At 35.1% G+C, this 16024-nt stretch carries 16 protein-coding genes; 7 read left to right on the top strand and 9 right to left on the bottom strand.

The annotated features are described in order from the left end of the window. Positions 1 to 17 precede the first annotated feature (17 nt). Positions 18 to 1124, top strand: coding sequence for an efflux RND transporter periplasmic adaptor subunit (locus AC3WRL_RS08455; protein WP_261510716.1), 1107 nt, complete (start codon positions 18 to 20; stop codon positions 1122 to 1124). 303 nt (positions 1125 to 1427) lie between these two features. After that, complete coding sequence (locus AC3WRL_RS08450) at positions 1428 to 2138, top strand: C40 family peptidase (RefSeq protein ID WP_214830412.1); 711 nt, start codon at positions 1428 to 1430, stop codon at positions 2136 to 2138. A gap of 80 nt (positions 2139 to 2218) precedes the next feature. Here AC3WRL_RS08450 and AC3WRL_RS08445 read toward each other — a convergent pair whose 3' ends face one another. The 6 genes from AC3WRL_RS08445 to AC3WRL_RS08420 are packed head-to-tail and all read right to left on the bottom strand — an operon-like array spanning position 2219 to position 8494. Next, positions 2219 to 2800, bottom strand: a complete 582-nt coding sequence (locus tag AC3WRL_RS08445; protein WP_214830401.1) for a pentapeptide repeat-containing protein — start codon at positions 2798 to 2800, stop codon at positions 2219 to 2221. Positions 2801 to 2835: 35 nt separating this feature from the next. Next, positions 2836 to 4065, bottom strand: coding sequence for a rod shape-determining protein RodA (rodA, locus tag AC3WRL_RS08440; RefSeq protein WP_214830381.1), 1230 nt, complete (start codon positions 4063 to 4065; stop codon positions 2836 to 2838). After that, positions 4062 to 6092 carry a peptidoglycan D,D-transpeptidase FtsI family protein gene (locus tag AC3WRL_RS08435; RefSeq protein WP_492330090.1) on the bottom strand — a complete coding sequence of 677 codons (2031 nt, stop codon included), beginning with the start codon at positions 6090 to 6092 and terminating at the stop codon, positions 4062 to 4064. The genes rodA and AC3WRL_RS08435 overlap by 4 nt, the downstream gene beginning before the upstream one ends. Next, entirely contained in the window at positions 6089 to 6595 is a 507-nt protein-coding gene (locus tag AC3WRL_RS08430; protein ID WP_089028523.1) for a rod shape-determining protein MreD, read from the bottom strand. The genes AC3WRL_RS08435 and AC3WRL_RS08430 overlap by 4 nt, the downstream gene beginning before the upstream one ends. Further along, the gene (mreC, locus tag AC3WRL_RS08425) at positions 6588 to 7442 is read right to left on the bottom strand and encodes a rod shape-determining protein MreC (RefSeq protein ID WP_214830377.1); all 855 of its coding nucleotides are present in this window, start codon (positions 7440 to 7442) and stop codon (positions 6588 to 6590) included. The genes AC3WRL_RS08430 and mreC overlap by 8 nt, the downstream gene beginning before the upstream one ends. 26 nt (positions 7443 to 7468) lie before the next feature. Beyond that, positions 7469 to 8494: a rod shape-determining protein gene (locus AC3WRL_RS08420; RefSeq protein WP_034680746.1), complete on the bottom strand. Its 1026-nt coding sequence runs from the start codon at positions 8492 to 8494 to the stop codon at positions 7469 to 7471. A gap of 241 nt (positions 8495 to 8735) precedes the next feature. On the opposite strand from AC3WRL_RS08420, the gene hemA reads away from it, so the two are divergent. Genes hemA through hemE form a run of 4 tightly spaced genes read left to right on the top strand, consistent with a single transcriptional unit; the run spans position 8736 to position 12701 of the window. Then, the gene (hemA, locus tag AC3WRL_RS08415) at positions 8736 to 10010 is read left to right on the top strand and encodes a glutamyl-tRNA reductase (RefSeq protein ID WP_214830375.1); all 1275 of its coding nucleotides are present in this window, start codon (positions 8736 to 8738) and stop codon (positions 10008 to 10010) included. Continuing rightward, positions 9997 to 10905, top strand: coding sequence for a hydroxymethylbilane synthase (gene hemC, locus AC3WRL_RS08410; protein ID WP_214830373.1), 909 nt, complete (start codon positions 9997 to 9999; stop codon positions 10903 to 10905). Before hemA ends, hemC begins: the two co-directional genes overlap by 14 nt. 37 nt (positions 10906 to 10942) lie before the next feature. Further along, the gene (locus AC3WRL_RS08405; RefSeq protein ID WP_214830371.1) at positions 10943 to 11626 is read left to right on the top strand and encodes a uroporphyrinogen-III synthase; all 684 of its coding nucleotides are present in this window, start codon (positions 10943 to 10945) and stop codon (positions 11624 to 11626) included. A 49-nt stretch (positions 11627 to 11675) separates the two neighbouring features. Then, on the top strand, positions 11676 to 12701 hold the full coding sequence (hemE, locus tag AC3WRL_RS08400; RefSeq protein ID WP_214830369.1) for a uroporphyrinogen decarboxylase: 1026 nt from the start codon (positions 11676 to 11678) through the stop codon (positions 12699 to 12701). A 43-nt stretch (positions 12702 to 12744) separates the two neighbouring features. Here hemE and AC3WRL_RS08395 read toward each other — a convergent pair whose 3' ends face one another. After that, positions 12745 to 13560, bottom strand: coding sequence for a T9SS-dependent choice-of-anchor J family protein (locus AC3WRL_RS08395; protein ID WP_214830366.1), 816 nt, complete (start codon positions 13558 to 13560; stop codon positions 12745 to 12747). Between the two features lie 218 nt (positions 13561 to 13778). Here AC3WRL_RS08395 and AC3WRL_RS08390 point away from each other — a divergent pair, with 218 nt between their 5' ends. Next, positions 13779 to 13904, top strand: a complete 126-nt coding sequence (locus AC3WRL_RS08390) for a GNAT family acetyltransferase (protein WP_214830365.1) — start codon at positions 13779 to 13781, stop codon at positions 13902 to 13904. Between the two features lie 42 nt (positions 13905 to 13946). On the opposite strand, the gene AC3WRL_RS08385 is transcribed toward AC3WRL_RS08390, so the two are convergent. Beyond that, a complete protein-coding gene (locus AC3WRL_RS08385) occupies positions 13947 to 15167 on the bottom strand; it encodes an aminotransferase class V-fold PLP-dependent enzyme (RefSeq protein WP_492330089.1) in 1221 nt (406 codons plus the stop codon). 161 nt (positions 15168 to 15328) lie between these two features. Continuing rightward, positions 15329 to 15979 carry a 50S ribosomal protein L25/general stress protein Ctc gene (locus AC3WRL_RS08380; protein ID WP_492330088.1) on the bottom strand — a complete coding sequence of 217 codons (651 nt, stop codon included), beginning with the start codon at positions 15977 to 15979 and terminating at the stop codon, positions 15329 to 15331. Between the last annotated feature and the right edge of the window lie 45 nt (positions 15980 to 16024).

Below are 16024 nucleotides of genomic sequence, written 5' to 3'. Positions count from 1 at the left end.
CTATTAAAAATTTAATTATGAATCGATTATATCAATATGTTATTCCAGTTGCAGTTCTACTTTTCAGCCTACAGAGCTGTGAGCAGAACAAAGCTGAAGTAAAAAAAACAACAACTCCATCGGCACCGGAAATAGAAGCAATTAATCCAAAACAAGGAGATTTTGCATCATCTACTACCATTCCCGGTGAGCTTCAACCTTTTCAAAAAGTTGATGTCTATGCAAAAATAAGCAGTTTCGTTAAGAAATTATATGTGGATGTAGGAAATGAGGTAGTTGCAGGACAACTTCTAGCAACATTAGAAGCACCTGAGATGAATGCACAACAAAATGCTGCTGCTTCCACATTAAAATCAAAAGAAGCAATATATATTGCCAGCAAGGCAAAATATAACCGATTGAAAGAAACAAGCAAAACACCTGGAACAATATCTGCTCTTGATCTTGAGCAGGCTCTTGCTGCACAACAGTCTGATATCGCTCAACTGGAAGCAGCGAAAGCTTCTTATCGGGAAGTAATGGATGTCAAAAATTATTTACAGATCAAAGCCCCATTCAGTGGAAATATTGTAACGAGAAATGTAAGCGCCGGAGCTTATGTAGGTCCATCAGGAAAAGGATCTGAACTCCCACTCTTTAGTTTAGTACAACAAAATAAATTACGTTTGGTGGTGAATGTTCCTGAGTCATATACAGGAAGTCTTAATAAAGATGGGGAGATAAAATTCTCTGTACAGTCTATCCCGGGAGAAACCTTTACAGCTAAGGTATCAAGGTTTGCAGGCGCGTTGGATAATCGTTTACGTTCCCAGTCTGTAGAAATGGATGTCTACAACAAAGATAAGAAGCTATTACCGGGAATGGTTGCTAATGTAATCCTGCCTCTAAATGACAATAATAAAGCCTTGTCTGTTCCTACATCAGCCGTATTAAATTCTACACTTGGGGTATTCGTTATCAGAGTAGAAAAAAACACGGCACATTGGATACCCGTTACAGCAGGCATTTCAAATACCGACACAACTACGATTATTGGACCTGTGAGCCCTAATGATGTAATTATCAAATTAGCCACTGAAGAAATCCGTGATGGACAGAACATAAAAGTGAAGCTCTCAAAATAGATTAATCTTAATATCCTGTTAATAGGAATTTTTATTCATTTTTTGATTAGAAACAAAAATAATCCCAATAACAAAGGAATCACCATTTACTTTGTTAAAGAATCTTAATAAAAAAAACCGCAGTATCACCAAAAAAGGGATGTTGCGGTTTGTTTTTCTTTAACATACGTAAATAATATGTTAAAATGTGTTAAAGTAAGAACCTGATATTAATCATATCAAAGCTCTTCAAGTTGGAATCTCTACTTTTGTAATGCTTTTAGAAATAAATATTCCTTATTTAACACGGATAATCAAATATATATGAAGAAAAGAGTTTTGTTTTATTTAGTTGCTTTAGTCTCTACTGTATCATTGCAATCATGCGTTACCAACTACGTTGTTGCAAAGCCAGCAACTTACACTAAAGAATACAAAACAGATGCCAAACTAGCTTCTATTGATACCAAGAAAATGGAGCAGGATAAGAAGCAATTGATCAATTCTTTTATCTCTGAGAAGGCAGCCGTTTTAAACAACGCAAAAAATACTTTAAAAAATTCTGAGATTGCAAAAGCAATCAAACACAATACAACAATCGACAATATCCTTAACGAAGCTCAAACGTACCTGGGAACTCCTTACAGATATGGAGGAACAACAAGAAACGGTATAGATTGTTCAGCTTTCGTTCTTTCTGTATTCGGTGCTGCAGCAGGTCTTAGTTTACCAAGAGTAGCGGCTTCTCAATCTCAGGAAGGAGAAAGAATCGAAAAGGAAAACTTACAAAAAGGAGACTTGATTTTCTTTTCACATGGAAGAAGAATTTCTCACGTAGGTATTGTAGAAAGTGTTTCTGAAGATGGTGAAATTAAATTTATTCACGCAGCCACTTCAAAAGGAGTTATGATTTCGTCGCTTAATGATTCTTATTGGGGTCCGAAATTCAGATTTGCAAAAAGAGTGATCAATGAAGAAGGTGATGCATATAACAACTTAGCTGCAACTACAGCATCAACAGCGACAAGTTTTTAATTTTAAATAATTGATTTAAATAATGAAAGCCATCAAATATATTTGATGGCTTTTTCTTTTATTTTATTTAAGGCTCTTAACTAGCTATTCCTTTCGATCTCTATATCTAATTTATATAAGAGACCATGAACTTCAGAAAGTGAAAATTTTGCCTTTTTAAGCCTGTTGGATTCAGGATTGATCGTATAATTAAAAGAGCTCCTAAAATCAACCTTCTCAAGGTTTGTATTCTCGAAGATTGCTCCCGACAAATCACAATTCATAAAGAATGCATTTGACAGATCGCATGCTTCAAAATCTACCTCAATAAGCTTTGAATTTTTAAAAGAGGTTTTCTTTAAGGAGGTTTTATAAAAAGTAGAGTTATTCAGAGAACAACCTTCAAATCTAAAAGAAAGTCCAAATTCATTACAATCGTTAAACTGTAAACCGAACATTTTACTGTCTTTAAAATATACGTCTCTAAATGCTGTTGAAACCAGCTTGGCCATACTCATATTACATCCAATAAATTCACAATCTGTAAATCTAAATTCTGAAAGATCTGCATATTCAAAATTACAATTGCTGAAAATACAGTTTTCATATTCTCCTTTTTCCAAGGGAGACTGCCCAAAATTTATAGCATCAAAACTTTGGTCTGAAATATATGCTTCCTTCATAAGCCGTTTTAAGTAATTCTTGGTAATGATAAGATTTAAACCAAGCTATTCTTATCAGAATAATTTAGTTTAAAGAAGATAAAAGTCATGGTAGAAAAGGCCAACAATGAGCTTCCTCCATAACTAAAGTAAGGCAATGGAATCCCAACAGTTGGAAAAAGCCCCATAACCATCCCTAAATTGATTGAAAAGTGCATCAGTAGGATCGAGGCAAAGCAATAACCAAATACCCTGTTAAAAGTAGATTTCTGCTTTTCTGCGAGATAATAAATTCTCCCTATATAGAGCATATAACACAATACCAAACCTGCACTTCCTACAAAACCCCATTCTTCACCAACTGTACAGAAAATGTAATCGGTACTTTGTTCAGGCACAAACTTCCCCTGAGTCACAGATCCTTCACGATATCCCTTTCCCAAAAGCCCTCCAGAACCAATCGCCGTTTTAGAATAAAGAAGGTTATATCCCGAAGTATCTCTAAAAGCTTTTTCACCTTTATAGAGAACCTCAATTCTCTCCCTTTGGTGTTTCGGCAGTTTTTCTAAAACGTATGGTGTTGCAAAAGCCAAACCACAAAGCAGGATAATGGATCCCGCAATACTCGAAATCGAAATAACATCCCAGGACATTTTATAATAGTTCAGGGCTATTAAAATTCCAGCAATTATCAAAATAGCAATAGTGACGTAAATAGGATTTACGGCTAATGAAACTAAGAAAACCGAAGCAAATAGAAATCCAATTCCAAATAATAATCCACTTAATCCTTCTCTATATAAAGCGATAAAAAAAGCCACGAAAACAAGCAATGACCCAACATCCGGAATTGCCAATACCACTACTGCAGGGATTCCTACAATTGCTAAAGACGTTAGGAGAGACTTTTTATTACTTAAATTAAAATCGGGTCCTGACACATAATTAGCCAGCATTAATGCTGTTCCTAATTTGGCAAATTCAACCGGCTGTAAACTTAAAGGTCCAAATTTATACCAGTTCTTCTGTCCCAATACTTCTTTTCCAAAAGGAAATAAGCCGATCAGTAATAGAACTCCAATAATATAAATGATCCCAGCCATGTTTTCAAAGAACTTAGTCCGGGTAAAGAAAATAATTAAACCAACAAAAACAGATACTCCAAACCAAACAGCCTGTCTGGTTCCACTGGCAGGCTCAACACTGTAGATATTTGCTATTGCAAAAATGCAAAGCAAGAAATACAGACCCAGACCTAATTTATCTAATCCTTCTGTCCATTTCATTGCTCTTTGGTTTTTTTAGTTTGAGTTTCTGCGTTTATCTGCTTCTGCAATTTTTCTTTTTGCTTTTTGATAAAATCTAAGCTGTCTTGCATTTTCTTAAGCTTCACAGAATCCAGTTTTGGATCTTTATATAAACCTTTACGTTTTAAATCAACAATCCATTGTCTTTTATATTCAGGCATAAAACTGGCTGAGGTCATCTTTTTATAAAGATTCTCCCTTTTCAGATCACCGGTAATATATTTTTCTGCGATTACAGTACTGGCTGGCCCTGCCCATGTTGCTCCAAATCCGGCATGTTCCATTACCGCAACTACAACAATTTTAGGCTTATCTGCAGGAGCAATCAATACAAAAATAGAATTGTCCTTACCCTGAGGAACCTGTGCTGTTCCTGTTTTTGCTAATTGGGTAAAATCGTTTGATTTTAATCCCCTTGCTGTACCATTTAAAACTACAGCCTCCATTCCTTTTAGAACTGGACCAAAGTGTTTAGGATCAACTAAAGTTTTATGTTTCTTTTTAAATCTAGGATCAGGATTGGGCTTCCCGTCTATGGATTTTACAATATGCGGTGTATAGTACCATCCTTTATTAGCAATAGCTCCAACATAATTTGCCAATTGAAGAGGAGTAACCATAACATCACCTTGTCCCATCCCATTGAAAACTGCACCAGTTGCTAAAACATCCCAGTTTTTATAGTCTTTTTTAGAACCACTAGCTTTAAGAATGTTCTTCATTCTTTTTTCATAAAATTCTCCAGAAGGAATCCTTCCTTTTGCTCCTACGGCAAAATCATTATTTAAAAATTCTCCAACTCCGAAGCTACTCATAATGGCCTTCCACTCATCAACTCCTTTTGAAGGATTTCCAGGATATTTATTAACAATAGCCAAAAATGCATAGGAGAAATAACAGTTACTGGAAACCTGAATTGAAGGGATCAAAGGAATTGCACCACCGTGGCCTTTTATCCTTAATCCTCTATAATTAAATCCTCCTCCACAAGGAAAGATTGTATTTTCATCCATTACCCCCATCTGCATTGCAGATAAGGCAGTAAGCAGTTTAAAAGTAGACCCTGGTGGATAACCGGCTTGTAAAGAGCGATCAAATGTGGGTTTATTTTCGTAAAGTGTATCTTTTGATAAAGCGTATAGATTTTTTGATTTGGAGGGCCCTGTAAAAAGATTAGGATCAATATCCGGACCAGTTGCAGCAACTAGAACCTCACCATTATTAGGGTCTAAGGCGACAATTGCCCCATGTTTGTTAACCATCATTTCTTCGGCCATTCTCTGAAGATCATAATCGATGGTTAAGGTAATATCCTTTCCTGTAATTACATCTTTATCCAGTGCTCCATTTTTATATGAGCCAATGTTTCGGAGTCTGATATCCTTTTGGATATATTTCATCCCCTTTACTCCGCGAAGCTCTTTTTCATATGATTTTTCAACACCGGTTTTTCCAATGAAATCTCCAGGAAGATAATAAACAGAATCTTTTTTAATATCCCTTTCATTGACTTCACTGGTATATCCCAGAAGGTTTCCGGAAGTGGAAACTTCATATTGACGCTGAGGTCTCGAAACGATACTAAACGCAGGATATTTAAATATAATTTCCTGAACCCTGGCAATATCTTCTCTGCTGAGATCTTTGATAAAAGTCATCGGTGTCAGCTTGGAATAATATTTCTCTTTGGTTATTGAATTGATCTTCTTAATAAAATCAGACTTACTGATCTTCATTAAATTACAGAATCCCAAAGTATCGAAATCAGCCTTCATTAAAGCCTGAGTAAAAGAAATCTCATAGGCAGGCTGATTGCCTACCATAATTTTACCATTCCTATCAAAAATCACCCCTCTCTGTGGGATAACGTATTCTATTTTAATAGATGTATTGGCTGCATTCAAAGCATACCGGTCTGTAAATAGTTGTAAATAAGCAAGCCTTGCCACAAAGATCAGGGCAATAACGGCAACAACGGCAAAGATTTTTAAATAGCGTGTGTTCAAACTTTTTGTTTGATTTTAAATATTAATGCGTAAATAACTATAAATATAAAGGAAATTACACTTGTTACCAACACATTAAATAATATTTCAAAAAACCTGCTGAACTTAAAGAACTCAATATACTGTACTAAAAGCTGATGCAAGAAAATACTTGAAAAAAGAAACAGTAAAAACTGCCCCCACTGAAGGGATTGAAATGAAAAGAAGTCAGTGGACGTGTCGGTAGACGTCCTAAAAATCAATGTTCTGAAATACGCGATGAGTGTAGTTGCAAGGGCATTGATTCCCCACGAATATAAGAAAGCATCTATAGAAAGACCTATTAAAAAACTTAATGCTAAAAATTGAAATTTATTTCTAAAGAAAGGATAAAACATGACAAATACAGGATATAACACCGGAGTGTATTTTCCGAACAGCGTGATCCTGTTCAAAACAAAAATCTGTAATGCAACAAGAAAAATCATGATTAAAATATCCGTAAATAGTGTTCTGCTAATCATTTTCCTTTTTTATTACTGCCTGTAATGTATCTTGAATCTTTTGAACCTCAGCTTTCTTCAGACTTTTTACAACAAATACTTTACTTAAAGAACCCATCTTCTCGCTTAGTTCTACTGAAATGTCCCAAAACCCTGTTTTATTATCTACGGAGTATCCCGCAATAGTACCAATCATAACACCTTTCGGAAAAATTGCAGATTTACCATCAGTAACAATGGTGTCTCCGATTTTCAAGGCAACATATTTGGGAACGTCTGATAAATGCATAACTCTGGAGTTATCACCACTCCATGTTAATGTCCCAAAATATCCTGATTTTTTTAAAGCAGCATTGATTCTGATCCGGTTTACACTTAACACCGACTGAACTAACGCATAGCTATCTGTAGAATTAATAACGATTCCGGCTACTCCTTTTGGCGCCATAACTCCCATTTGAGGAAATACACCATCTCTTCGACCCCGGTTGATCGTAAAATAATTATTTCTTCTGTTTATACTGTTGAAAACGATTTCGCCATCCACAAATGTATAGATCTGCCCACCTCCTAAAGTATCATGAACTTTTCTAAAAACAGGTTTTTTTGCGCCATCTTTTCCATACAGTTCAATCATTAATGCTTTATTCTGAGCAACAAGATCTTCGTTGATCTGCTTCAGCTTCAAGTAAGAAACTCCCTCATCAATATACCCTGAAACCCAAGAATTTAAAGCGGCCGATTGACCAGCGATCCAGGATTTCTGCATGGCATTTTTGGAGAATATAAGAACCAGAGCAATAATTTGCAAGAAAATAAAGAAGACAAAAAGAGCGTTCTTCGAAAATAATCTCAGCAAAAATCCCATTCAGATAGTATCGTAAAAAGTTAAAATTATTTGATTAAGAAATTGAATTTATCCATATTCTTAAGTGCAATCCCTGTCCCACGAACTACCGCTCTCAACGGGTCCTCAGCTACAAAAACAGGAAGACCTGTCTTCTTGTGTAATCTGTCTGCCAGACCTCTTAACAATGCACCACCTCCAGCAAGATAAATACCTGTTTTATAAATATCAGCAGCCAATTCAGGAGGCGTTAAAGAAAGAGTTTCCATTACAGCATCTTCAATTCTGATAATAGATTTATCTAATGCACGGGCAATTTCTTTGTAACCTACCATAATTTCTTTAGGCTTACCAGTAATAAGGTCTCTACCTTGTACCGGGATATCTTCAATATCAACATCCAGATCTTCAACAGCCGATCCTACTTCAATTTTCACTCTCTCAGCAGTTCTTTCACCAATGTAAAGATTATGATGTGTTCTCAGGAAATAAGCAATATCATTTGTAAATACATCACCTGCAATTTTTACAGATTTATCACAAACGATACCTCCTAAAGCTACAACTGCAATTTCAGTAGTACCCCCACCTATATCAATGATCATATTCCCCTCAGGTTTCTGAACATCAATTCCAACTCCTATTGCTGCTGCCATTGGCTCATAAATAAGCCTAACCTCTTTAGCATTCACCTTTTGTGCAGAATCTCTTACTGCTCTTTTTTCCACTTCGGTAATTCCTGAAGGGATACAGATTACGATTCTTAAAGCGGGTTGGATAAATTTACCTTTGATTCCAGGAATTTTTTTGATAAATTCTTTGATCATGTGTTCAGAAGCATGAAAATCTGCAATTACCCCGTCTTTCAAAGGACGGATGGTTTTGATATCTTCATGAGTTTTCCCCTGCATATGTTTAGCCTGTTCACCCACAGCTATCGGCCTGCCAGTAGATCGTTCAATTGCAACAATTGACGGCTGGTCTATAACAATTTTATTATTATGGATGATAAGTGTGTTAGCAGTTCCCAAGTCTATCGCAATTTCTTGCGTAAACATATCGAATAAACTCATATTTTTCTTCTGATTTAAGTTTACAAAGATATAAATTAAACACTACCAATGAAATTTGATAAGCATATAATTTGGTTAAAATTTTATTAAAATTTGAAATTATTTATTAACGGTCAATTTAATTTCTTATAATATTAAATTCAAAGTCGGAACAGCAACGGATTTATAGTTTTTTACGATAATTATCATACACAATTTCAGAAAGTCTTTAATTAAAAAAAACGTAAATTTGTCGCCGGATATGTTACACTACTCTCATATACATCAAACTTCAAATTTCGCGGTACTTTCCATAAGCTACGAAAAAGCTGATGGAGAAACACGGGGAAAGTTTGCATTTTTTGATGAAAACATAAAAAATTTCGTTACCCGAATTCATGATGAAAATTTAGGGGATGCTTTTGTGGTTTCAACTTGTAACAGAACCGAAATTTACACTACTACATCCAATTATCTTTTAGTGGCTGAGGAATATTGCAAAACGATTGGTGTTAATATCACTGATTTCCTATTATTTGCTAATATCCTAACCAAAGAAGAGGCTTTAACACATCTTTTCAGAGTGGCTGCTGGTCTTGAAAGCCAGATTATTGGAGATTTTGAAATTATTGGACAAATTAAAAAGGCATATAGCCGTTTTAAAAAGGAAAGACAAAACTCTAACCCCTATTTGGAAAGAGCTATTAATTCTGCTATTCAGATTTCAAAGAGAATTAAAAATGAGACTGGGATCTCCAATGGTGCAGCTTCGGTTTCTTATGCCGCAGTTCATTATATTTTAAATAATCAGAAAAGAATTACCGAAAAGAATATCTTACTTTTAGGAGTAGGAGAAATTGGACAAAATACGGTTGAGAATTTGGTAAAACATGTTTATCAGCCAAAAATAAAGATCACCAACAGAACTCAAGAGAAGGCCGAGAAAATTTCTGAGAAATACAATATCCCTCATGTTGATTATGCTGACTTTGACAAGGAGCTGAAAAGCACAGATATCCTGATCGTTGCAACTGGAGCAAAACATCCTATTGTGAATGCTTCTCATTTTCCAAACGGAAAAGAAACCTTGGTCATCGATCTTTCTATTCCCCATAACGTTGAGAAAGATGTTACCAATAATAAAAATGTAACATTAATTGATGTGGATGAGCTTTCAAAGCAGATCCAGGAGACGATTCAACAAAGGGAAAAAGAAATTCCTAAAGCAGAACTTATCATCAAGGAAATGGCAAAAGATTTTCTTGAATGGGAGAAAAAGAGAAAACTAGCTCCTAATATTCATCATTTCAAAGCGGTTTTAAAAAATATGGAACGTAATGAGATGCACCAGTTCTACAGAAAAAATAAATACATCAATATAGACGATATGGCACTTTCTGAGAAGATGATCCAGAAAATTACCAGCCGTTTTGCAAAATACATCATAGACAACCCTTGGAAAGCCGAAGAAATTAGTAAATTAATGCACGAAATATTAGTTGAACAACCAAACAACGAATTCAATGAAAAGCATTAGAATAGGAACGAGAAATTCCGCACTTGCACTTTGGCAGGCAAGAGAAGTTGCAAGATATTTGCAGAATAACAATTATACTACTGAGATTGTTCCAATCCTCTCTTCGGGTGATAAAAATCTTAACCAGCCCCTTTACGCTTTAGGGATCACTGGTGTTTTCACAAGAGATCTGGATACTGCATTATTAAATGATGAAATAGATATCGCCGTACATTCTTTAAAAGATGTTCCTACAAAATTACCCGAACATCTTGAGCTTATTGCTTATTTGGAGAGAGATTTTCCACAAGACGTTCTAATAAGAAAAGAAGACGCTAAAAATAAAGAGTTTCATGAGCTGAAACTGGCGACAAGCAGCTTAAGAAGAAGAGCATTTTGGCTGAAGTACTATCCTGATGCAATATTTTCTGATATTCGTGGGAATATCCAAACACGTCTTCAAAAATTAGAAGAACAGGATTTTGATGCCACCATCCTTTCTTTGGCCGGCATTAAAAGAATGAAAATGGACATTGATTATGAAATGCTTCCTTTAATGATTCCAGCACCTTCTCAGGGGGTTATTGCAATTGCTGGACATTCGGATAAAAAAGAAATCAACGAAATTGTAAGCAAGATCAATCACAAACAAACTCAGATCTGTGTTGAGATCGAGAGAAACTTCTTAAGCACTCTTGAAGGTGGATGTACTGCACCCATTGGGGCTTTTGCTGAAATATTTGATGATCAGATTCGTTTTAAAGCAGCATTATGTTCATTAGATGGTAAAAATTGTATTGCCACAGATGAAAGCTTTATCTATAATGATTCTGAAAATTTTGGAGAAAAATTCGCAAAAATAGTTCTTGAAAACGGAGGTAAGGAACTGATGGCAGAAATTAAAAGCCAAATATAGACCACTCTTTCTTTTCTACTTCACCAAGTTTTAAATCATGAAAATCTTATTTACCAAAAATATAGACCCATCTGTTTTATCCAAAGAATTAGGAGAAGACATCTTGGTCGATTGTATTGAAGTAATTAAGACCATCCCTATAGTGGTAAAACCTTTTGATCTAAAGAATTATTCACTCATTTTCACAAGTGCAAAAGGTGTGACGTCTTTCTTTAGAAATCAATTTAAACCAAACGAAAATTTTACTGCCAAAAATTACAATAAGATTTATTGTGTAGGAGAAAAAACGAAGCGGGAATTAAGAAAACATGGCTTTGGGACTTTTAAAGTTTTAAAAAATGCAGAAACTCTTTCAGCATTTATCATTGGACATTGCCCACACGAAAGGTTTGTACACTTTTGTGGAAATTTAGCAATCGATGTTCTAGATAAAGACCTGCCATTACAAAATATTAAATATCAGAAAACCACGGTTTATAACACAGAGGAAATTAATCCTTTGATTACTGAAAAATATCATGCTATAGTTTTTTTCAGTCCGAGTGGAGTTCGTAGTTTTGCAAAACAAAATTCATTGAACCATATGAAGCTCTTCTCAATAGGAGAAACTACATCCAATGAATTAAAAAAGTACACTCAAGAAAGAATTTTTACTTCTGAAGGCAATAATCTAGTTTCAATTTTAGAAATGATCAGAAGAGAAATTAATAATAACCGATAAATAATGACTGTAAAATCAATCTTATCGAAGTATTAGTTTAAAATAAATTATGATTAAGAACGACCTATATTTAAAAGCACTTCGCGGAGAAACCGTAGAAAGACCTCCCGTATGGATGATGAGACAAGCAGGAAGATATCTGCCTGAATTCATTGCACTTCGTGACAAGTATGATTTCTTCACAAGATGTCAGACTCCGGAATTAGCTGCTGAAATTACAGTACAGCCGATCCGCAGATTTCCTTTAGATGCTGCAATTTTATTTTCTGATATTTTAGTGGTTCCTCAAGCAATGGGAATTGATTTTAAAATGAAAGAATCCGTTGGCCCTTGGTTGGATAATCCGATCAGAACAATGGAACAGGTTCAGAATGTAGTTGTTCCAGATGTAAATGATACTTTAGGATACGTTTTTGATGCAATCGAATTAACGTTGATAAAATTAGATAATGAAATTCCTTTGATTGGCTTTGCGGGTTCTCCATGGACGATCCTTTGTTACTGTGTAGAAGGAAAAGGAAGTAAGGCTTTTGATATTGCAAAATCATTCTGTTTCCAACAACCGGAAGCAGCTCATTTATTACTTCAGAAGATTACAGATACCACTATAGCTTATTTAAAAAGAAAAGTAGAAAAAGGAGTTTCTGCAGTACAGATCTTTGATTCTTGGGGCGGGATGCTTTCTCCTGAAGATTATCAGGAATTCTCATGGAAATATATCAATCAGATTGTTGAGGCTCTAAGTCCACTTTCTCATGTTGTTGTATTTGGAAAAGGATGCTGGTTTGCTTTGGAAGATATGACCATGTCTAAAGCTTCTGCCTTAGGAGTTGACTGGACGATCAAACCTGAATTTGCAAGAACGCTGACGAACCATACAATGACCCTTCAGGGAAATTTTGATCCTGCAAGATTACATTCAACACCGGAAACGATCAAGAAGATGGTAAATGAAATGATTCATCGTTTTGGAAAAGACCGATACATCGCTAATCTGGGACATGGTATTTTACCAAATATTCCTGTCGAAAATGCAGAAGCATTTATCAGAGCCGTAGTAGAATGGAAACCATAAAAAAATAAGAAAGCCTCCTGATCAGGAGGCTTTCTTATTTTTTTTATTCTTTTATAATCTTTTTACTGATTATTTCTTTTTTATCATCTATCAGAATCAGATAACTTCCTTTTGGTAGATCTGAAAGATTATAGCCATCAGATAGCCCTATAAAAGTTTTAACTTTTCTACCAGACATATCAAGCACCGTAACTTTAGAATCAAATTTCAGGTTATTGGATTGGATATGAACAAAATCTTTTACTGGGTTAGGATAGACTTGCATTTCATTTTTCATTGAAACCTCTGTTGTCCCTAGAGTTCCTGCCGTAATAACAACATCATCTACTACTGTTCCAAAGGAATAATCTCCAACGTCATCATATACAAACCTCAATTTAAAATTAGCATTAGCATAAGGACTAAGATCTATATCCGTCGCATCAACATAACTTGTCAGTATATAAGTTAGTGTAGCCAGGTCAATAGTCCAATCGCCCGCATCCCCTGAATGTGTAAACACCTGCACCCACGAGGTCCCATTAAACACTTCCACTTTTAGGACGGTATCATCAATGTAAATCTGGTTAGCATACTTAAATGACAACTTCGGATTTGTAACTCCCGAAAGATTGATCACCGGAGAAACTAATCTCGCATTGGTATTGATCCCATTAGGCCCTGCCTCATCATCATCAAAAAATGCAGCACCACTGGGAAATGAAGCGAACCCACTTTGCATACCCACTCCCCAATTATAAGCGGTATCAGGATTATCTATTGTCCACCCCGCAGGTAAAGCATTTCCGTTAAAGTTTTCAGAAAACACCTGTGCATTACATATTCCACAGGCTACTAGTAAAAGTAAATATTTCTTCATGGCAAATTTTATTAGTGATAATAAAATTAAACATTAATATTCATTTAATTATAAAATTTAACATTATATACGATTATAGCGGAAAATAAACATATAAATATTAAAAACAAATATTTAATTTCTCTTTGTATTTCTGCTATTTGAGTCTCAAAAGCACAATCCTCTATTTAATGAGATTTATTTTTATATTTGATTACTAATACATTAAACCTATCACTATGAAAAAATTAGACAAAAAAGAAATGAAGAAAATTATAGCCGGAGGTGAAATCTGCCTTGAATGTGCGTATGGATATTATCAGGTCATTATCCAAGGAAGATGCTATTGTGTTCCTTGGGAATAGCTATTAATAAAAAAAGCAGTTTTTCAACTGCTTTTTTGTTTTTTAACCCAACATCTTTTTCGCTTTTCTCACCCCTTCAACGAGTAAGTCAATTTCTTGAAAAGTATTGTAAACCGCGAAGCTTGCTCTCACTGTTCCCGCGATATTAAAGAAATCCATTATAGGTTGTGTGCAATGGTGTCCGGTTCTCACTGCGACCCCCATTTTATCTAAGATCATCCCTACGTCAGAGGAAATCCCTATTCCTTCCAGATTAAAAGAAACAACTCCCGTTCTATGTGCTTTCTCTCCATAAACTTTAAGGCTTTCAATTTCCAAAAGTTGTTTTTGAGCATATTCCAAAAGAATGTTTTCATGTCTTTGAATATTTTCCTGTCCAATTCTTTCTATAAAGTCAACAGCAGCACCTAATGCAATATTCCCACCCACATTCGGAGTTCCAGCTTCGTACTTAAACGGAAGTCCTGCGTAAGTTGTGCCATCAAATGAACATACCGCAATCATCTCTCCTCCTCCATGGAATGGTGGCAAAGATTCCAGAACTTCTTCTTTTCCATATAAAATACCTGTACCCATTGGTGCATACATTTTATGTCCTGAAAATACAAAGAAATCACAATCTAATTTTTGAACATCAATTTTAAAATGTGGAGCAGATTGGGCACCATCAATTACAATATAAGCGTCTGAGTTCTTTCTTGTTTTTGAAATAATTTCTTCAATAGGGTTTACAATTCCTAATGCATTGGAAACCTGATTTACAGAAACTACTTTTGTTTTTTCGCTTAAATATTGATCTAAGTAATCAAGTTGTAAAATACCATTCTCATCAATTGGAATTACACGAAGTTTCGCACCTGTTCTTTCGCAAAGCAATTGCCATGGAACGATATTGGAATGGTGCTCCAGGTACGAAATAATAATTTCATCATCTTTTTTTAACTTCTGTGTAAGGATATAAGCGATGAGGTTTAATCCTTCTGTTGTTCCTTTTGTAAAGATTACTTCAAAATCATGTTTTGCATTAATGAATTTTTGAATCTTCCGTCTTGAAAGTTCCATTTCTTCTGTTGCAAGCTGACTTAAAGTATGGATCCCTCTATGAACATTTGCATTGATTTCAGTATAATATTGAGTCCAAACTTCTAAAACAGAATTGGGCTTTTGAGATGTCGCTGCATTATCCAAGTAAACCAGAGGCTTACCGTTTACCTGCTGATTTAATATAGGAAACTGACTTCGTATTTCTTGAATGTCAAACATTTATTATAAATTTTACAATTATAGCGTTCTTATTTAGAACACTTCAAATTTACAGCTTTTTTTTCGAAAGACTAAAGAATGAATACCAATATAGATGTAATCTAAAATAAAAAACCTGTCAAAAAAATTGACAGGTTCTATATAATTGTTTAAAGCAATTCTTATTCTGCTGCAGTTTCTTCAGCTGCTGGAGCACCTCCCTCAACTTCAGCTACAACTTCTTCTTCATCTTCATCATCACCTGCTGCTGCACCACCTTTCATTGCATTTCTAGACATCTTAACAGCTACAACAACTGCATTGTCTGGATGCATGAAAGAATAACCTTCAGTTTTGATACCTCCAACATATAATTTGTTACCGATTTTAAGTGAAGTAATATCAATAACGATCTCATCCGGCAAGTTTGCAGGGATCGCTTTTACTTTCAGCTTTCTGAAAGACTGACGTAAAACACCACCAGCCACAACACCTTTAGAACGACCTGTAATTCTTACAGGAACTTCCATAACTACTGGCTTATCATCAGATAACTGATAGAAGTCAGCGTGAAGAATCTTGTCCGTAATCGGGTGGAACTGAATATCTTGAAGAACTGCTGGAATTGTTTGTCCATCAACCTCAATAGATACCGTGTGTGCTTCAGGAGTATATACCAAACCTTTAAAAGCTTTCTCTTCAGCAGAGAAGTTTAATGGTCCTGTTGTACCTCCATAAACAACACAAGGAACTAATTCAGCATCACGTAAAGCTTTTGTAGACTTTTTGCCCACGTTTTCTCTTTTTGTACCTTGAATTGTAATAGATTTCATTTATAAAAATTTAAAATTTTGTTTAAAATATAACTCGCAAACAGC

This window comes from Chryseobacterium sp. FW101-FHT12H09 (assembly GCF_058790395.1).
This window is presented reverse-complemented; position numbering and strand designations above follow the sequence as displayed.